This is a genomic window from Streptomyces sp. NPDC006332 (genome assembly GCF_040612855.1).
Classification (GTDB): domain Bacteria; phylum Actinomycetota; class Actinomycetes; order Streptomycetales; family Streptomycetaceae; genus Streptomyces.
In genome coordinates, this window is record NZ_JBEXRA010000078.1 from 13,044 (window position 1) to 31,435 (window position 18,392).

General features: G+C 68.5%; 20 protein-coding genes and 1 rRNA gene. 15 read left to right on the forward strand and 6 right to left on the reverse strand.

From position 1 onward, the window contains the following. The first annotated feature begins 45 nt into the window (after positions 1-45). Positions 46-411: a nuclear transport factor 2 family protein gene (locus ABZ027_RS39720; protein ID WP_356777332.1), complete on the forward strand. Its 366-nt coding sequence runs from the start codon at positions 46-48 to the stop codon at positions 409-411. Between the two features lie 24 nt (positions 412-435). Here ABZ027_RS39720 and ABZ027_RS39725 read toward each other — a convergent pair whose 3' ends face one another. Next, a complete protein-coding gene (locus ABZ027_RS39725; RefSeq protein ID WP_356777334.1) occupies positions 436-1,026 on the reverse strand; it encodes a Uma2 family endonuclease in 591 nt (196 codons plus the stop codon). Positions 1,027-1,234: 208 nt separating this feature from the next. Beyond that, the gene (locus ABZ027_RS39730; protein ID WP_356777336.1) at positions 1,235-1,669 is read right to left on the reverse strand and encodes an ATP-binding protein; all 435 of its coding nucleotides are present in this window, start codon (positions 1,667-1,669) and stop codon (positions 1,235-1,237) included. Positions 1,670-1,823: 154 nt separating this feature from the next. Here ABZ027_RS39730 and ABZ027_RS39735 point away from each other — a divergent pair, with 154 nt between their 5' ends. From ABZ027_RS39735 to ABZ027_RS39750, 4 genes are read left to right on the forward strand one after another with little or no spacing between them, the layout of a single operon-like run. Further along, entirely contained in the window at positions 1,824-2,669 is an 846-nt protein-coding gene (locus ABZ027_RS39735) for a helix-turn-helix transcriptional regulator (RefSeq protein WP_356777338.1), read from the forward strand. Positions 2,670-2,679: 10 nt separating this feature from the next. Next, positions 2,680-2,868 (forward strand): DUF397 domain-containing protein, encoded by a 189-nt coding sequence (locus ABZ027_RS39740; protein WP_356777340.1) that lies wholly within the window; start codon positions 2,680-2,682, stop codon positions 2,866-2,868. Beyond that, complete coding sequence (locus ABZ027_RS39745; RefSeq protein WP_356777342.1) at positions 2,861-3,139, forward strand: DUF397 domain-containing protein; 279 nt, start codon at positions 2,861-2,863, stop codon at positions 3,137-3,139. Before ABZ027_RS39740 ends, ABZ027_RS39745 begins: the two co-directional genes overlap by 8 nt. Then, entirely contained in the window at positions 3,132-3,506 is a 375-nt protein-coding gene (locus ABZ027_RS39750; RefSeq protein ID WP_356777344.1) for a VOC family protein, read from the forward strand. Before ABZ027_RS39745 ends, ABZ027_RS39750 begins: the two co-directional genes overlap by 8 nt. A 230-nt stretch (positions 3,507-3,736) precedes the next feature. On the opposite strand, the gene ABZ027_RS39755 is transcribed toward ABZ027_RS39750, so the two are convergent. Continuing rightward, positions 3,737-4,363: a hypothetical protein gene (locus ABZ027_RS39755; protein ID WP_356777346.1), complete on the reverse strand. Its 627-nt coding sequence runs from the start codon at positions 4,361-4,363 to the stop codon at positions 3,737-3,739. A gap of 31 nt (positions 4,364-4,394) precedes the next feature. Then, on the reverse strand, positions 4,395-4,835 hold the full coding sequence (locus ABZ027_RS39760; RefSeq protein ID WP_356777348.1) for a hypothetical protein: 441 nt from the start codon (positions 4,833-4,835) through the stop codon (positions 4,395-4,397). A gap of 472 nt (positions 4,836-5,307) precedes the next feature. Here ABZ027_RS39760 and ABZ027_RS39765 point away from each other — a divergent pair, with 472 nt between their 5' ends. From ABZ027_RS39765 to ABZ027_RS39800, 8 genes are all read left to right on the forward strand, one after another. After that, positions 5,308-6,168 carry a hypothetical protein gene (locus ABZ027_RS39765; RefSeq protein ID WP_356777350.1) on the forward strand — a complete coding sequence of 287 codons (861 nt, stop codon included), beginning with the start codon at positions 5,308-5,310 and terminating at the stop codon, positions 6,166-6,168. A 359-nt stretch (positions 6,169-6,527) separates the two neighbouring features. Beyond that, positions 6,528-7,862, forward strand: a complete 1,335-nt coding sequence (locus ABZ027_RS39770; protein WP_356777352.1) for a S53 family peptidase — start codon at positions 6,528-6,530, stop codon at positions 7,860-7,862. Between the two features lie 455 nt (positions 7,863-8,317). After that, complete coding sequence (locus ABZ027_RS39775; RefSeq protein ID WP_356777353.1) at positions 8,318-8,626, forward strand: hypothetical protein; 309 nt, start codon at positions 8,318-8,320, stop codon at positions 8,624-8,626. A 200-nt stretch (positions 8,627-8,826) separates the two neighbouring features. Next, a complete protein-coding gene (locus tag ABZ027_RS39780) occupies positions 8,827-9,633 on the forward strand; it encodes a hypothetical protein (protein WP_356777355.1) in 807 nt (268 codons plus the stop codon). Beyond that, entirely contained in the window at positions 9,623-10,951 is a 1,329-nt protein-coding gene (locus ABZ027_RS39785) for a hypothetical protein (protein WP_356777357.1), read from the forward strand. The genes ABZ027_RS39780 and ABZ027_RS39785 overlap by 11 nt, the downstream gene beginning before the upstream one ends. Next, complete coding sequence (locus tag ABZ027_RS39790) at positions 10,948-12,507, forward strand: SCO6880 family protein (protein WP_356777359.1); 1,560 nt, start codon at positions 10,948-10,950, stop codon at positions 12,505-12,507. The genes ABZ027_RS39785 and ABZ027_RS39790 overlap by 4 nt, the downstream gene beginning before the upstream one ends. Before the next feature lie 10 nt (positions 12,508-12,517). Continuing rightward, positions 12,518-13,933 carry an ATP-binding protein gene (locus ABZ027_RS39795; protein WP_356777361.1) on the forward strand — a complete coding sequence of 472 codons (1,416 nt, stop codon included), beginning with the start codon at positions 12,518-12,520 and terminating at the stop codon, positions 13,931-13,933. 36 nt (positions 13,934-13,969) lie between these two features. Further along, positions 13,970-15,607 (forward strand): type VI secretion protein, encoded by a 1,638-nt coding sequence (locus ABZ027_RS39800; protein ID WP_356777363.1) that lies wholly within the window; start codon positions 13,970-13,972, stop codon positions 15,605-15,607. A gap of 25 nt (positions 15,608-15,632) precedes the next feature. Here ABZ027_RS39800 and ABZ027_RS39805 read toward each other — a convergent pair whose 3' ends face one another. Beyond that, complete coding sequence (locus ABZ027_RS39805) at positions 15,633-16,187, reverse strand: GNAT family N-acetyltransferase (protein ID WP_356777365.1); 555 nt, start codon at positions 16,185-16,187, stop codon at positions 15,633-15,635. Positions 16,188-16,272: 85 nt separating this feature from the next. On the opposite strand from ABZ027_RS39805, the gene ABZ027_RS39810 reads away from it, so the two are divergent. Beyond that, a complete protein-coding gene (locus tag ABZ027_RS39810; protein WP_356777367.1) occupies positions 16,273-17,556 on the forward strand; it encodes a histidine kinase in 1,284 nt (427 codons plus the stop codon). Beyond that, positions 17,553-18,227, forward strand: a complete 675-nt coding sequence (locus tag ABZ027_RS39815; RefSeq protein WP_356777369.1) for a response regulator transcription factor — start codon at positions 17,553-17,555, stop codon at positions 18,225-18,227. The genes ABZ027_RS39810 and ABZ027_RS39815 overlap by 4 nt, the downstream gene beginning before the upstream one ends. A 74-nt stretch (positions 18,228-18,301) precedes the next feature. Here the strand turns inward: ABZ027_RS39815 and rrf are convergent. Then, positions 18,302-18,392, reverse strand: a 5S ribosomal RNA gene (gene rrf, locus ABZ027_RS39820); the annotation flags it as partial.

Below are 18,392 nucleotides of genomic sequence, written 5' to 3' on the forward strand. Positions count from 1 at the left end.
CACCAGGCTGGGAGACGCAGAAGCCAGAGACGCCAGGAGGAATCCATGCCGGAGTACGAGAAGGCCCTGCGCCCCGAGGACATCACTCGCTTGTTCGTCGAGCGATCCAACGCCGGTGACGCGGACGGGGTCGCCGCGCTGTACGAGGCGGACGCCGTGATGGCCTACCCGCCCGGCGAACTGACGGTGGGCCGGGAGGCGATCCGTGCGCTCTGGGAGAAGGTGCTGGCCAACCGCCCCCGCTTCGAGCCGGAACAACCGCTGCCGACACTGATCAACGGCGACATCGCCCTCACTTCGACCCCGCCGAAGGACGGGACCGGCGCCCGCGCCCAGGTCGTCCGGCGCCAACCTGATGGAAGCTGGCTGCGCCTGCTCGACCAGCCGGAGTTCGTCCCGCCCGCCCTCTGAGAGGAGGAGCAGCTCACGCCCTTGTCAGGAGCGTCCACGGGGCGTGTCCCCGTACACCGGGAAGCCGTCCGTGGCGATCTCCAGGCGCAAGGGCTCGGGGAGCGGAACGGGTTCTCCGAACTTGCCAGGAAGTACGTCCTGGTAGGCGCCGTTGTCGGGGCGGGTGTGCAGTGCCCAGGTGCCGTTGCGTGGGTCGACGACGAGGAGGACGGGCACCCGGGCGACGGCGTACCAGTCGGCCTTGTCCCGGATCTCACGGGACTTCTCGGACTGGGAGACGACCTCGACGGCGAGCTCGATGTCACAAGGGTCGAGCAGCCAGTCGTCGGAATCCAAAAATTGCCGGGGACAGATCACGAGATCCGGCGTCACGAAGTCATCCGGTTCGTCCGGCATCTCGATGGAGGACATTTCCGTCGCGACGAGTTCATGCGGGAGTTTCGGCCTGATCAGCTCCTCGAGCTCGTAGATGACTCCCGCATGTTTGCCACGCGGCGTCGGCGACATCACGAGCTTTCCTCCCACGATCTGCACCCGCAGACCCGTCGCTTCCTCGATCTTCTCTGCGATCTCGCGCAGGTGCCCCGGACGGGGCTTCGGATGGATCCGCGACACGATGCGCTCCCTCCGTCCGCCCGGCTCCGACACCTTCACGCGAGCGGGATCGATGGGAGGCCCGATGTCCTGCTCAGCGTTGAATCCACCGTACTGTGCGACCTCCTCGGCCCGCTCCCCTTCAAGATCGGTCCGGCTACACGTCCGGCCCCTGAGCCGTCGGTCGACCTCAGTCATGCGACCACCCTCACTCTACGAACAATGACCATCACGATAGGTCACCCCACTGACACTCGGCCCACAGCAGCTTCCCGCCCTTCGACACGCCCAGGTCTCCCAGCACGGAGACCCCCACCGCGTCCGCAAAGGCCCGCACCAGATGCAGCCCACGCCCCCCTTCGGCATCCCACGGGGCTACGGCGCCGGCGGTCTCGAATCCGGGCGGCACCTTCGGATCCGTGTCCCATACGGCGACTCGGAGGCGGCCCGGTTCCATCGTGCGCAGTCGGAGGGCGTAGGGGCCGGTGGTGTGGACGTGGGCGTTGGTGAGCAGTTCAGAGGCGAGGAGCTCGGCGGTCGGGGCGAGTGCGGAGAGCCCGTGGGCGTCGAGGACGGTACGGAGGGTCGCGCGGGCGATCCCCGGTGCGTGTGGATCGTGCGGGAGGTGAAGGGTGTACGCCCAGGGCGGGGTTACGGTGGCCATGGAAGTCTCCGGTCACTGAGGGGAGTTGGGGGTGTGGGTCTGGGTGAGAGGCCCAGTCGTAAGGTAGCGGCAAGTTGTAAGTTGTTAGACCCAGATCCGCGAAGCTCTTCAGTATTCACGCGTGCGGGTGACGTGGAGGACTCGAACGTTGGCCATGAGAAGCACCCCCACCGGCCGCCAACTCCGGCTGGGCGCCGAACTGCGCAAGCTGCGCGAACGCGCGGGCCTGACCTCGACGCAGGCAGCACAGTTGCTGGGCATCAAGCAGAACCAGGTCAGCAACATCGAGGCCGGCCGCCACGGCGTGAGCCCCGACCGACTGCGCACCATCGCCTGCAGCTACGACTGCTCGGACCGGGCCCTGATCGAGGCGCTCGCCGCCATGACTCCCGATCGCAGGCGGGGCTGGTGGGAGGAGTACCGCGATCTGCTGCCCGCCGTACTGCTCGACCTCGCAGAACTCGAACACCACGCGGTACGGCTGCGCACCGCGGTGACTGTGCACATCCCTGGCCTCTTCCAGACCACGGAGTACGCGCGCGAGCTCTTTCGCCAGGCCGTTCCCCAACTCCCGCCGCCTGCCGTGGAACATCGAGTGTCGTTCCGAGTGAAGCGGCAGGCCGTACTCTTCCGTGATCCGCCGACAGCGCAGCAGGTCATCATCCACGAGGCCGCTCTGCGCATGCGGTTCGCCGGTGACACCGTCACCCGTGACCAGCTGAAGTACCTCTTGGACATGAACGAGCGAGACAACATCTCCATCCACGTCCTGCCGTTCGACTCCAGCATCTTCCCGGGCTCAGGACAGTCGATCTACTACGCCGAGGGGCCCGTGCCGCAGCTCGACACCGTCAATCTCGACCAGTCGCACGGGCCCGTCTTCCTGGACGCCGAGGCCCAACTGGACAAGTACCGCGTTCTCCTGGAGCGCATGGAGGCGGCGGCTCTCTCGCCCGAGCGGTCCCAGCAGTTCATCCACACCATCCTCAAGGGACTGTGAAGGAGCCCCGATGCCCAAGCGCACCTGGCAGAGGTCGTCCTACTGCCCGGAAGGCAACTCCTGCGTGCACGTCGCCGTCACCACCAAAACGATCCACCTCACCGAAAGCGGCGACCCGACCGAAGCGATACTCACGGCCACCCCGGCCGCCTTCGACGCCCTCCTCACCGCCCTGAAGGAAGAAACCCCCCGTGTCTGACGTTCCCGACGACCTCACCTGGACCCGCGCCGCCCCGCCCGACGCCACCGGACCCGGCCCCTGGATCGAGATCGCCTTCGGCGAGAGCCAAGGGACCGACGGGGACGACGGGGACGCCCCCGTCTACCTCCGCGAGACCAGCGCCCCGGACACCGTCGTCACGACGAACCGCCGCAAGTGGGACGCCTTCGTACTCGGCGTCCAGGCGGGCGAGTTCGACCACTTCGTGGAGGGGCTCGTCGAAAGCCCGGAAGACTCGCCGCATGCATAGAAGCCGCGTGTACGCCCTGCTGATCGACACCCCCGAGCCGGACGCCGCGGCGGTCTTCTGGTCCGCGGCGCTCGGGGTGCCCGCCCGCCCTGACCCGGCGGAGGAGCAGTTCACGTCGCTGCACGAGGCCATCCCCGGCCTGGCCGTGGTCGTGCAGGCGGTGGACGACGCTCCCCGCTTCCACCTCGACATCGAGACGGACAACGTGGAAGCCGAGACCGCCCGACTGCTCGGCCTCGGAGCGACGCAGGTCGCGCAGTGGCTTGAGTGCCGCGTGCTACGCACCCCTGGCGGCCACCTTCTGTGTGTCCTGCCGGTGCACAGCGCGCCCGAGGTCTTCGAGGCCGGGGCACGCGTCTGGCCGTAATGAGGGTGAACGACCGGGTCTCCCTTACGCGCCGCCGGCCCTTCCGCATCTGGCCTCGGTCTTCCGTCTCCGACGCGCTGCAAAGTAGCCGTAGGCTCTCTGCCGTCTCCCAACACGCTGCTGCTCTGGCAGGTCCTGGCCGAGCCGACCAAAACCCCGTCCGCGATGCGCGGACGGGGCCGGTTGCCGACGAGTGCCACTTGGCTTGACCGGTGCGGCCTACGTGCTGTCTACGCCGATGCCCCGATGGGGCGCTGCGCGGGGAGGGGCGGCTTCGCCGCCACCTCGTGGCACGTGCAGTTGCACTTCTCGGTGTTGTTGGCGTGTGCCCCGAGTCGCGCCTTCTTTTCTGGGTCGTCGAAGTTGTACGCCAGGGAGATGCAAAGCTGCTCGAAGGTTTTGACGTAGGCACCGTCAAATACCGTGTCGTCCCTGTTCGACTCTGTCAGTTTCTCCTTGATGACCCGGAAAGTGCACACGTACTCGGCGACGTGCGTGTACACCTGTTCATCCAACATCTTCAGCGCAACGTCCCGCCTACCGTTGGCTTCCTCAAGGAGTACTTTGCGGCCGGCATGAAGCCGTTCAAAGCGCCACAGCATCGCGAAATACGCGCACATAACCTCGCCGCGCTCCGCCCCATCAGGGTTGATCTCGCGGTTCTGCCAGTGCAGCGATCCCAAGGTATGCCTGTCTTGGGCCGCCGAGTCGCTGACAAGTTCCGCGTGGAGGCCGCGAACAACCTCAAGCCGAGCAGTCAGGCGTGATGTGCGCCAGACGCGAATGGTAACGACCAGAGCCGCGAAAGCGGCGATGCAAGACCCGACTGCGGCCATGACTCGAAGCAGGTCACCCATGCGATTCACCCCTTCTCTCCCGCACGTATGGTCAGGGCAGCAGGTGGATTCGTTCCCAGTGGGCTTTGCTCAGGGTTTTGGAGAAGTAGTCATTGGGGCGGCCCGTCGTCCCCGCTCCGGCGGTTGCCGAAGGCAGACGTGCATCGCGTCGCAGGACGTTGCTGTACCCCTTGAAAACCGCCATCGACATGTGCAGGCAGTTGTTGGTTGCGAGGTTGTAGTCCTTGCTACGGATGGCCTTGTAGGCCACTTGAGCGTTACGGGCGTTGCCGTCCTGGGTGTAGGTACAGCGGTAGCGGGTGTAGCCCACGCTCGGGCTGAATGATGCCCGCACGTCCTTCCAGGCACCACCGTGGATCCACGCTTCGTTCCAGTTGAACGAGCCCCAGATCCAGTGGTCCTTCTCACCGCGCACCTTGAAGGCCCAGGCCACGTGGCCCGCCTTGGGCACGGCGGTCGGAGCGTTGAACATGCACGCCCGGCCCCAGGCGGCCGGCCCTGCCTGTGCGGGAGTAGGAGTCGCCACGGCGCCCCCTGCCAATACCGCCACTGCTCCTGCTGTCGACACTGCCGCCTGCATCAGGCACCTGCGAAGACTGATCATCGAACTTCCTTTCGCTCAGTAACCGATCTCTGGAGCCCGATTGGCTGCCGGACGTCTCGGTGCTCGAAGCTTGGCCCGGCGCTTGATGACCTGCACGCTTCGGAGGGCTGGTCATCAAACTGGTCATCAGGCTGTTGAGCGGAGGACTTGGATGGCGAGCAGGCAGGGGCGAAGAGAGCGGCCGATCAATCCCGACGACGGGCCCGTGGAGTCTTTCGCTTGGCGGCTTCGGGAGTTACGCAAGGAGTGCGGGAATCCCACTTACAAGGAGATGGAGAGACACGCCCAGTACTCGTCCTCGGCCCTGTCCGGCGCAGCTAGCGGACAAGCACCACCCTCTTTGGCGATCACGCTGGCGTACGTGCGCGCTTGCCTGCGGTACGCGAAAACCAACAGCAGCCACGTGGACGCCGCGATCGAGGAGTGGACCTCGCTTCGGCAGGAGCTTGAGGCCCAACTCAACCCGCCCCCGACTCCGGACAGCGGCACCACCCGCGAAACAGACACTCCCGTACCGTCCACCGGTGCACCCTCGTCACAGGCCGATACCGCCCTTCCCGAAGAGCGGGCAAGCACCACTGCACCCCGCCCGTTCAAGGCGCTCGGACGGCGCGGCCGTCAGGTTCTCGCCGTGGTCGGCCTGTTGATCCTGCTGGGCTTGGCTGTGGCGATCGGGAAGAACCTGGCTCAGCCCGGATCAGCGGAGGCTGGTCCAGGCTTTCCGAGGCGGTCCCTCGGCGGCTCGTCCTCCGCCCCGGCACTTGACGAGCAAGCCGACCAGGTCCAGGTTGACGCACTCGGACCGCAGAGCAGGTGCAGTCCTGCTCGCTCCGCAACCGCCGACGTGTTGCTGCGCGCGTGTCTGAGGGTCGAAGACGAGAGAGTGCTCTTCGCCCTCAAGGTCACCAATCTCGGATCGGAGGCCGTTGAGGTCACCGCGAAACTGAGCTACGTCCGGACAGGGCAGTACCACTCTTGCCAGAAGGCCGACGGTCTGTGGCACGGCACCGTCGCTGCTCATGACATCCACGTGACCGATCCAGCAGATTGCGTTGTCAACCGGACACAAGCCGCTTATCAGGCTGACGGCCTCCTCGGGCTGGGTGACACGCAGAACTGGGCCGCACACCAGCTCTCACCGAACGCAAACGCGTACCCGCATGATGTGCGGTGGCGCTGCAAGGGTGATGTCCCCTGCTGAGCTTCGCTTCGGCGAGCAACTGGTCCGAGTGTCGGTAAACGATCGCCTACCGACACTCGGAGCTCAGGCAGCGGCAGGCACAAGCGCCCGGCGCGGACCGGTCATCACCTCACCGCACCTGTGCGCCTCCTGTGAGCGCGGTCAAGCCGCCACCATCCCCCGCCCATCACGCGGCCACTGATCAGCAATCCCCCAACCGCCTTCAGTAAGGCGGAAGTCAGGATTCCGCAGCGCACCTTGTTGTCACGTACTCAACAAGCGACAGTCGTCGGCGGGCCGCCGCCCGCTGCCGGGGACCACGTACCGGTGGCACCACCACCCGCACCGCCCCTGTTCCATCACTCTCAGGAGGCAGTCCGTTGCGTACGTCACCCCCCAACACCCGCCCCATACATACCAGATGGACCCGAATCGGATCCATCGCCGCGGCCACCGCCGCGCTCGTGTTCGCCGGCCTCGGCACCGCGGCCACCCAAGCGAGCGCCACCCCCGAAGCCACGACACAGGCCACCCCCGCCAAGGCCGCCTCCACCGCGGTCACCTGGGCGGCAGCCCCCTGCGCCACGCCCAAGAAGATGGGCGAGCTGGCCTGTAACTCCCTCCGCGTCACCGGCGGCGTCACCGCCTTCCAGAAGCGCCAGGCCGCACTCGACGGCGTCACCCCCGAGGCCGCAGACGCCGCCACCCCCTCCGGCTACGGCCCGTCCGACCTCCAGGACGCCTACGGCCTGACCGCCGCGGCAGCGAGCAGCGGCTCCGGCAGGACCATCGCCATCGTCGACGCGTACGACGACCCGAACGCCGCCGCCGACCTCGCGAAATACCGCTCGTACTACGGCCTCCCCTCCTGCACCACCGCCAACGGCTGCTTCAAGAAGGTCGGCCAGACCGGCTCGACGACCTCCCTGCCCAGCGCCGACAGCGGCTGGGGCCAGGAGATCTCCCTCGACCTGGACATGGCCAGCGCGACCTGCCCGCAGTGCCACATCCTGCTGGTCGAGGCCTCCTCAGCCTCCATGGCCAACCTCGGCAAGGCCGTGAACGAGGCGGTCACCCTCGGCGCCAAGTACGTCTCCAACAGCTACGGCGGCTCGGAGTCCTCCTCGGACACCTCGTACGACTCCTCCTACTTCAACCACCCGGGCGTCGCCATCACCGTCAGCGCCGGCGACGAGGGCTACGGCGCCGAATACCCGGCCGCCTCGAAGTACGTGACCTCGGTCGGCGGCACCAAGCTCGCCGCCTCCTCCACCACCCGCGGCTGGACGGAGTCCGTCTGGAAGACCAGCAGCACCGAGGGCACCGGCTCCGGCTGCTCCGCGTACGACGCCAAGCCGAGCTGGCAGACCGACACCGGCTGCACCAAGCGCATGATCTCGGACGTCGCGGCCGTCGCCGACCCCGCGACCGGCGTCTCCGTCTACGACTCCTACGGCGTCACCGCCGGCTGGTACACGTTCGGCGGAACCAGCGCCTCCGCACCCATCATCGCGGGCGTCTACGCCCTCGCTGGCACCCCGTCAAGCGGCTCCTACCCGGCCCAGTTCCCATACGCGCACACCTCCGCCCTCAACGACGTGACCTCCGGCAACAACGGCACCTGCTCCACCAGCTACTTCTGCACCGCCAAGGTCGGCTACGACGGCCCCACGGGCCTGGGCACCCCGGCAGGGGTGAGCGCCTTCACGGGCTGACAGGTTGACCATCTGATCCCCTATATCCCCTGATCCCCTGTCACCAGATGGGCGTACGGGCCGCGGCACCCAGCCGCGGCCCGTTCGCCATGCCCGGGTTAGCCTTCCACCTGGGGCTCACCGAGGTCACCCGCAGAACACCGGCACGATCACCGAACCATGCCGTAAGAGGGGACAACGACGGAACCACACCACAGGTTCCGCCCAGTCCTCATTGCCCGGCGTAACCTACCGTGATACACAGAGTGACGATACGACTCCCTAATTACCGTTCCAACGTCTGTTCGAGGGATTCCCTGGGGGCCGACGCGGAACAGTGGCAAGGTATTCGTACGAAACCCGCCAATCAATGACGCCAAGTCGACATACGACGGCGCCGTTGTCGGCGACAATGAGGCCTGACCTCTGCGCCAAGGCAGGGGGAGCGGAACTACCCACCAGGGGCGGTGACTTACATGTTCTTTGCGGCCGACAAGGGAGACATCAACACCATCATCGGCGGGATCGCTCCGGACTGGGGGCCCTTCGGCAGCCTGGGCAACGAGGCGAAGGTGATGATCGAGGTCGTGATGGCGGTGGCCATCCTCCTCTGCCTCGGCATCGCCATCTGGGGTGCCGCCAAACAGCGCATCGGCGCAACGGCCCTTCGGGACACCTTCAGCGCGGAACAGGGCAAGGGCCTCATCATCGCGGGCCTGACGGGCGTCTTCATCATCGGCTCGCTGGGCACGCTGTTCACCATCGTGTACGGCATGGCCGTGTAGCGGGCGACCACCGCCCTTGCGTGGCGCGCTCGCTCGGTTCCCCTCCACCCCCACCCATCCGTCGTGCCCACCGGCTGAGGTTGCGTTTCCCTGATGTCGAGTCACCACACCGCGCCCGCGCGGGAACCAGCACGGCTACCGTCGTACTCGTACGCGTATTCCTACGCGTTTCCGCACGACGTCGAGGGGGCGTACGCGGCATGAGTCTCGAGGACGACGAGGGAACCTCCGGCGGCTACGGCGGCACCGGCCACACCCGCACCCGCCTGCCCGACCGGAGCGCCGACGTCTACGGCGGCGCACGCCGAGGCCGCTCGTCCTCAAGAAGCCTGGTCACGGTCGTCGGAGTCGTCGTCCTCCTGATCGCCGCGATCGCCTTCGCGAACCGCGGGGGAGACGACCCGGACACGACAGCGTCCTCGGGATCCCAGCCGGACGCCTCCAGCACGGCGGCGAGCGGAACGAAGGCGGTCAAGTCGGGCTTCGCCCAGAATGAGCAGGGGGCGGAGAGCGCGGCGGCGAATTACGCGGTGTCACTCGGTTCGGCGGAGATGTTCGACAAGCCCCAGCGTGATGCCATCCTGCAGGCCATTATCGCCCCCTCCAAGGTCTCTGGCTTCGAGGCGACGTTGGACAAGGCGTACACGCCAGCGTTCAACAAGGCCATCGGCCTGAACGAGGACGGCACCACACCGGCGGGCTACACCTTCGTATCCCGTACGAGCCCGATCGGCACCAAAGTCACCAAGTCCTCCAGCACCGATGCAACCGTCGAAGTCTGGTGCAGCGGTCTCCTGGGCCTCGCCGGCGAGCAATCCACGAACCCCGTCACCAGCAGCTGGTTCACCATCACGATGAAACTGGCCTGGACCGACGGTGACTGGAAGATCGTGACGCACTCTCAAAAGGATGGCCCCTCGCCCGTTCCAGGCGACGAGAGGGCGTCCAGTGCTGACGAAATGGCCAAGGCTGTCCAGGAGTACGGAGGGTTCTCCTATGCCCGCTAGCCACCGCGTACTCAAGCTGACGGCCGCTGTCACGGCCGTGCAAACCGCCGCCGTGCTCCTGGCCACGCGGGCCTTCGCCGCGCCCACGCCCACGCCGTCTGGCAGCAACGACCCCTGCGACCTGATCCACGGCCCCGCCAAGGACTACTGCCAAGGCGACGGCTCCGGCGCCGCCCGCCGATCCGTCCCATCCAACCCCGTCACCGACACCCTCGACCCCCTCTCCTCCCTGGCAAAGGGCTGCGCCGACGCCGCCTCCTGGACCGTCGACCAGCTCAGCAAGGCCGTGAAGGAGACCGCGAACGTCGACTTCACCAACCCGAAGTTCCTCCAGCAGTACGCCGTGGTCTTCGCCGCCTCCGCGATCCTCACGCTGCTGCTGTGGCTGCTGGCCGTCGCCAAGCGGGCCGTACGCGGCGTCCCCCTCACCACCGCCATCAGCGAAGCGATCGGCTTCCTCTGGCTCACCGTGCTCGCCTCCGCCTTCACGCCACTGATCCTCTACACCGTCGTCTCCGCGACGGACGGAGTAAGCGACGTTCTCGCGAAGACGACGGGCAACCAGACGGACGCGTTCTTCGGCACGTTCTCGCAGGCCCTCGACAAGGGCGACGACATCGGCGGCGGCCCGATCATGCTGATGCTGGTGTCACTGGTGTCCATCGTCGCGGCCGGGGTCCTCTACCTGGAGCTCTACCTGAGGGCCGTCCTGCTGTACGTCGGCGCCCTCCTCGGCGTCGTCGTCTACGCCGGCCTCGTCGACAAGAACCTCTGGGGCCACGTCCGCCGCTGGGCGGGCGTGATGATCGCGGTCATCCTCGTCAAGCCGGTGATCGTCATCGTCCTCGGCCTCGCCGGGGCCCTGGCCTCCGACGGCGGCCCCGACTCGGTCGCCGCGATCGTCTCCGGCCTCGCCATCATCCTGCTCGCGATCTTCGCCAGCGGCATGATCTACCGCTTCGTCCCCGGCTTCGGCGACGAGATCGCCAACTCCCGCAACAACCGCATCATGCGGGGCGCGGAAGGCAAGGCCGCGGCCGTCATGACCTCCCCGGCGACCTTCGTCGCCCAGGGCATCAAGACCCACAGCACCCGCGCCGACAGCGGCGGCGGAGGCCAGAGCGGCTCGGGCGGCGCGCGCCCGAGCAACCCGGCGTCCGGCGGTGTCGCCGCGCACAGCTCGCGCAACGCGAACGGAGGCGGCGGATCTGTCCCCTCCGCCGCCCCCGCACCCCGCGCGGGCAGCCCGGTGAACACCCCTCACGCCAGCAACAACCGCACCAGCAGCACCAACAGCACGGGAGGTGAAGGGCGTTGACGACCGAGTCCCACGTGTCCCATCCGGTCACGCCCCGCCGTACATATCTGATCGGCCGCGCCCGGCCGAACGCGATCGTCGGCAGGAATCGTGAAACCGGCGAGATCGCGCTCATCATCGGCGGCGCGTTCCTCGGAATGATGTGCGGACTCCTCGTCCCGGTGCTGTCACTGCGCATCGTGACGCTGGTGGGCTTCCCCATGGTCGCGCTGGCCGCGGTCTACGTGCCGTACAAGCGCCGCACGTTCTACAAGTGGTTCGAGATCAACCGCAGCTACAAGCGCAGCCTCAAGCAGAGCGCCACCTACCGCTCCGGCGTCGTCGAGGCCGGCACCGGTCTCGACGGCCGTGAGGTGGAGATCGGCCCGCCGCCCGGCATCGGCCGCATCACCTGGCTGGCAGCCCCGTTCGGCCCCGACGAGATCGCCGTACTGCTGCACGCGGACCGCCGTACGGTGACCGCGGCGATCGAGATCGAGGGCCCCGGCGTCGGCCTGCGCGACAGCGAGGACCAGGAAGCCCTCGTCGACCGCTTCGGCACCCTCCTCAAGCACGTGGCCAACGGCGACGGCTTCGTCACCCGCCTCCAGATGCTCGCCCGCACCCTCCCCGCCGACCCCGACGCCCACGCCAAGGACGTCGCCCTACGCGGGGACGAGAAGGCGCCGCCGTGGCTGCAGCAGTCGTACGACCAGCTGCAGTCGATGGTGTCGACCAGCAGCGAGCAGCACCGCGCGTACCTCGTGGCCTGCATGCACTTCACCCGGGAACTGGCCGCCGAGGCGCACACCATGGCCCGGGCGGCACGGCCCCACAACGGCCGCAAGCTCGACCGGGACGCCGGCCTCGCCGTCGTCATGGCCCGCGAGCTGACGGACATCTGCTCCCGACTCCAGGAGGCGGACATCCGCGTCCGCCAGCCGCTCGGCCAAGGCCGGCTCGCCTCCCTCATCCACTCCATGTACGACCCGGACCACCCCATCGACCACATCCAGGCGATGACGAAACGCAACTCCTGGCCGGCCGAACTGGACGCCACCCAGCCGACCTACCTCCAGGCGAAGACCCGCGAGTCCTCCACCCGCGCCCCCTGGTGCCACGCCACGGCCTGGGTGAAGGAATGGCCGATGACCCCGGTGGGCGTCAACTTCCTGGCGCCCCTCCTGGTCCACACCCCCGACGTCATCCGCACGGTCGCCGTCACCATGGACCTCGAACCCACCGAGGTCGCCATCGAACGGATGCTCACCGAGAAGACCAACGACGAGGCCGAGGCGTCCCGCGCCGCCAAGATGAACCGGACCGTCGACCCCCGCGACGTCGCCTCCCACAACCGCCTCGACCAGCGCGGAGAGGACCTCGCCAGCGGCGCAGCCGGCGTCAACCTGGTCGGCTACATCACGGTCTCCTCCCGCACCCCCGAGGCCCTGGCCCGCGACAAGCGGACCATCAGGGCCTCGGCCGGAAAGTCGTACCTGAAACTGGAGTGGTGCGACCGCGAGCACCATCGCGCCTTCGTGAACACACTTCCGTTCGCCACCGGCATTCGAAGGTAGGGGCCGCCGCATGCGGGATCCGATGTCCATCCTCACCGACGCCTTCACGTCCTTCCTCTTCGGGAAGGTCGAGACGACCCGCCTGCCGGTCCGCACCTCCACCGGCCAGGCCCAGGCCGTCTACCTCCCGACCGCCGCCCCCGGCCTCGGCGACTCCGGCGTCATCATCGGCCGCGAGGTCTACTCCGGGAAGGGGTACATCTACGACCCCTTCCAGCTGTACGGCCAGCAGCTCCCGGCACCGCACTGGCTGGTCCTCGGCGAGTCCGGCAACGGCAAGTCGGCCCTGGAGAAGACGTACGTCCTGCGCCAACTGCGCTTCCGCGACCGCCAGGTCGTCGTCCTGGACGCACAGGGCGAGGACGGCGTCGGCGAATGGAACCTCGTCGCGCAGGAGCTGGGGATAACCCCCATCCGGCTCGACCCGATGGCGGCCCTGGACCACGGAATCCGCCTCAACCCGCTGGACCCCGCGATCACCACCACGGGACAGCTGGCGCTGCTGCGCACCATCATCGAGGTCGCGATGGGGCACGGCCTGGACGAGCGGTCGGGCTTCGCGCTGAAGGTCGCCCACGCCTACGTCAACGAGACGATCGTCGAACGCCAGCCCGTCCTCACCGACATCGTCGAGCAGCTACGGCACCCCGAGCCGGAGTCGGCCGAGGCGATGAACGTCGACATAGAGGACGTCCGGGCATGGGGCCTGGACGTCGCGCTGGTCCTCGACCGCCTGGTCGACGGTGACCTGCGCGGCATGTTCGACGGCCCCACGACCGTCGGCATCGACCTCGACGCGCCCCTCATCGTCTTCGACCTGTCCCACATCGACCGCAACTCCATCGCGATGCCGATCCTGATGGCGATCGTCGGCGTGTGGCTGGAGCACACCTGGATCCGCCCCGACCGGAAGAAGCGCATCTTCCTGGTCGAGGAGGCCTGGCACATCATCAACAGCCCCTTCGTGGCCCAGCTCTTCCAACGGCTGCTGAAGTTCGGCCGCCGCCTCGGCCTGTCGTTCGTCGCGGTCGTCCACCACCTGTCCGACGTCGTGGACGGCGCGGCGGCGAAGGAAGCCGCCGCGATCCTGAAGATGGCGTCCACCCGGACCATCTACGCCCAGAAAGCCGACGAGGCGAGGGCGACGGGCCGGGTGCTGGGCCTGCCCCGCTGGGCGGTGGAGATCATCCCGTCCCTCACGCCCGGCATCGCCGTGTGGGACGTCAACGGCAACGTCCAGGTCGTCAAACACCTGGTCACCGAGACGGAACGCCCCCTCGTCTTCACCGACCGCGCCATGACCGAGTCGTCCGCCGAGCACCGGCTGGTGGACGACGCCCTGCGCGCGGCCGAGGTGGAGGCGGAGGAACGCGCGGCGGCGTTCGTGGAACAGCACCTCGGTGACTCCGAGTCGACGGTGGCGTAGGGCGAAGCACGAGCGGGGAGCGGGGAGCGGGGAACCATGAGACCGGGTGACGAGCGCTACCGCCGACCGGACGGCCAGGGAGGCATGCCCGACGGCATGCTGGTCGGCATCCTCGCCTTCATCCTCGGCATGACCGTCCTGATCTGGACGGCCACCGGCCTGGCGGGCCTGTTCGCGCACGGCGCCTGGCCCACCGGTGTCACCTTCACCCGCACCCCCCTGGCGATGCGTCACCTGATCGCCCGCCCTCACGACATCCCCGGCGCCTGGCCCACCGCCGACCCCGCCGACGTCTCCGGCTACGGCCTCTTCTGGGGCCTGTTCATCGGCCAGCTGATGATCCTGGTCGTCCTGACGGTGTTCGTCCTGGGCACCGTGGCCCGCTGGAAAGCGGTCCGGATGAGGAAGCGGACAGCGGACCCACACGCGGCGCCGACGCCGGGCACCACCGCCTACGACGTCCCGGCCCAGCGGCCGACGCCCGAGCCGCTCCATCCCGGCACCGCCACCCCCTACCAGCAACCGCTGGAGCAACTCCCCACACAGGCGGCGACGGAGCCCACCCACCCGCCACACCACACGCAGCCCTCCACCGCCCATCCCGCGGCCCCGCTGACCCCCACGGCCCCCCTCACCGCGACGAACGCGCCCGCGCCCACCCAGCCGCTGGCACCCCAACCCTTCGCGGCTCAGCCCCTCGCCCCCCTGGCCACCAGCGACCATCCAGGCGCGTGGGAAACCCCCCGCACCGAAGCCACGGTCCACTACGGCCCCCCGGTGACCCGCCACACCACCGCGACCCAGGCCGTACGCGACGCGGAGGGCCCTGCCCTCATCGTCACCTCGAACCCGGCCCTGTGGCAGGACACCAAGGACGCCCGCGCCAAACTCGGCCCGGTCCACGTCTACGACCCCGCCCACCTCTGCGACACCCCGGCCCGCCTCCACTGGTCCCCCACGGCCGGCTGCGAGAACAAGCAAACCGCGGCAGCCACGGCCACCGCGCTCCTCGCCCCCATCCGCCCCACCGCGAAAATCGACCAGGCCGTCACCGACGTGGCCGAGACGCTGCTGCGCAGCTACCTGCACGCCGCCGCGATCGACGGCCGCACGATCCGCCACGTCCACCGCTGGTCCCAGGGCCTGCAAGTCCAGGACGCCGTACGAACCCTCCGTACCAACCCCAAGGCGGCCTCCGGCTCCGCGGGCGAACTCGAGGCCGCCCTCACCGCCCACCCCGAACGCCGCGACATCGCCCAGGAGTTGACCGCCCGAGCCCTCTCGGCCCTCACCACGGTCAACATCCGCGAGGCCTGCACTCCCAACCGAAGTGATGCCCTCGCCCTGGATTCCTTCGTGGACGAAGGGGGCACGCTTTACGTGGTGGGTGAATCCATCGAGGACCCCCGGACCAACCCGGGCGCGATGCCACTCCTCACGGCCCTCACCTCAAGCGTGGTCGAGCGCGGCCGGCACATGGCCGAACGGTCATCCTCCGGTCGCCTCGACCCACCACTCACCCTCGTCCTGGACGACGTCGCCGCCGTGGCCCCGCTTCCCCAACTCCCGGACCTGCTGGCCACCGGAGCGAACCGGGGTCTGCCGACCCTGGCCCTGCTCCGCTCCCGCGAACAGGCCCGTACACGCTGGCCGAACGCCGACTTCCCGGCATAGCCCCGTCGATCACGCGCCGCACGCGTCAGTCCCGGCCCCGCTCCAGCACGAACTCCAACTCGGTCTCCCCCGGCGCCGTCGGCAACGGCACGGTACGCCCGGTCGGCACGAATCCCACCCGACGGTAGAACCGCTGCGCCCGCCCGTTCTCCTCGTGCACGATGAGCCGCACCCGCTCAGCTCCCCGCCCCCACGCCCACTCCAGGCCGGCGTCGAACAGCACCTCGGTCAGCCCGCTCCCCCGCTCCTCGGGACGCACGAACACACCGACGATGTGCCCCTGCAGCAACTCCACCGGAAACCCGGCCCAGTCCGTCGTCCCGGGCTCCTCCAGCAGCACCGTCAGCGTCCCCACCCAGTGCCCGTCCGGGTCCTCGGCGATGATCTGCTGCGTCCCGAGCGCCCCCTCGGCGCCACCGGCCGTCCGCTCCTTCCAGAAGGTGTCCGGCCTGGCAGCCGCCTCCTCGTAGGTGTCCAGGAAGGCGAGGTGCGCGACCGGATCCCGCAGCGCCGCAAGCCTCAACTCCTTGGCGGCGGGCCACTCATCAGCACGCACGGACCGGATCACGTAGCTACTCATACGTCCCACGCTAGTACCTCGGTACTACGCCGCTCACCGCATATACGACCCGGGACCTGCGCCGACGGCGACCGCACCCCTCACCATGGACCTCGTGGCGGAAGAACAGGCGACGCAGAGCCCGGGGACTCAGGACCGCACGGCGGAACCCCTCACCGAGTACGTCCAACGCTCCAGCCGGCGCGTCCGCGTCTTCGACCGGCGCCACCCCCTCGTCTGGGACCTGCTCCTCACCGGCTTCTGGGTAACGGCGGCCCTGATCGACTACGTGGGCGGCGGCTGGCGCAGCGTCACCCGCAATCCCGACACTCCCGGCTGGCTGCTCCTCACCCTGAGCCTGGGCCTCTCCCTCCCCCTCCTCCAGCGCCGCGCCCACCCCAGGGCCACGCTCCTCACGATGGCCCCGTTCGCGCTGGTCAACGCCTGGACCGGAGCGGCCCTCCAGGTCTTCATGCTCCAACTGCTCGTCGTCTTCCACCTCGCCCTGCGCCGCCCCGCGCGCACCCTGTGGTGGACGACGGCCCTGATCCTCACGACCGAGACCGTGACGACCCTTCGCCACCCCCGCGAAAGCCCGGACGAGCACATCGTCCCCATGCTGATGTCGATCATCGTGGCGGCGGCGATCGGCATCACGGTCCGCACCCGCCGCAACTACACCGAGGCCCTGGAGGACCGCGCCCGACGCCTGGAGATCGAACGCGACCAGCAGGCCCGCCTCGCAGCCGCCGCCGAACGCGCCCGCATCGCCCGCGAGATGCACGACATCATCGGCCACAACCTCTCCGTCATCACCGGCCTCGCCGACGGCGGCCGCTACGCCGCGACCAAGACCCCCGAACGCGCCGCCGAGGCCCTGAACGCCATCTCCTCCACCAGCCGCCAAGCCCTGACGGAACTCCGTCGCCTCCTGGACGTCCTGCGCGACGAGCACGACAAGAACAAGGGCCCCGCCGCCCCGGAGCTCGCCCCGCAACCCACTCTGACCGACCTCGACCACCTCATAGCCGGCGTACGCTCCGCCGGCCTGCCCGTCCACACCACCGTCCACGGCACACCGACCCTTCCCCCGGGCCGCCAGCTCACCGTCTACCGAGTCATCCAGGAAGCCCTCACCAACACCCTGAAACACGCCGGCCCGGAGGCGACGTCCCACATCAGGCTGTCCTACGAGGACCAAGGCGCCGTCACCGTCACGGTCACCGACACCGGCCGAGGCGGCGCCCCGAACGGCACCACCGGCCGCGGCCTTCCCGGCATGCGCGAGCGAACGGCCCTGTACGACGGCACACTTGAGGCCGGCCCCCGCCAACCCCCCGACCGGGGCTGGCGAGTCCACCTTCACCTCCCGGAGGAATCCCCGCAGTGACCACGGTCCTCATCGCCGACGACCAGCCCCTCCAACGCCTCGGCTTCCGCATGCTGCTGGAGAGCCAGGACGACATGACGGTGCTGTCCGAGGCGACGAACGGCAGTGAGGCGGTCCGTCTGGCCGCCGAGCTCCACCCCGATGTCGTCCTGATGGACGTCCGCATGCCCGGCCTGGACGGCATCGAGGCCACCCGCCGCATCACCGCGGTCGGCGACCGCACCCGCGTCCTGATCCTCACGACGTTCGACCTGGACGAGTACGCGTACGCGGGACTCCGCGCCGGCGCTTCCGGCTTCCTGGTGAAGGATGCCCAGCCGGAGGATCTTCTCTCCGGCATCCGCTCGGTGGCGACCGGCGACGCGGTGGTCGCCCCCAGCCTGACCCGCCGTCTCCTGGACGCCTACGCCCAGCACCTCCCGCTGCTGGATCCCCACACCGACGCCTCGCAAGAGCCGGACCCCCGCCTGTCAGCCCTCACGGACCGCGAGCGCGAGATCCTCACCGTCATCGGCATGGGCTGGACGAACACCGAGATAGCCGCTCGGCTCCACCTGGCCGAATCGACGGTGAAGACCCACGTGGGCCGCGTTCTCTCGAAGACTGGTTCCCGGGACCGTATCCAGGCGGTCATTCTGGCCTACGACACAAGACTGGTGAATCCATCCTGAACTAGGTCCGTCGTGAAAGGCCCTGAAACGCAGAAAACCCCCGTGCCCAAGGCACGGGGGTTTTCCCAAAAATTGTTCGGCGGCGTCCTACTCTCCCACAGGGTCCCCCCTGCAGTACCATCGGCGCTGTAAGGCTTAGCTTCCGGGTTCGAAATGTAACCGGGC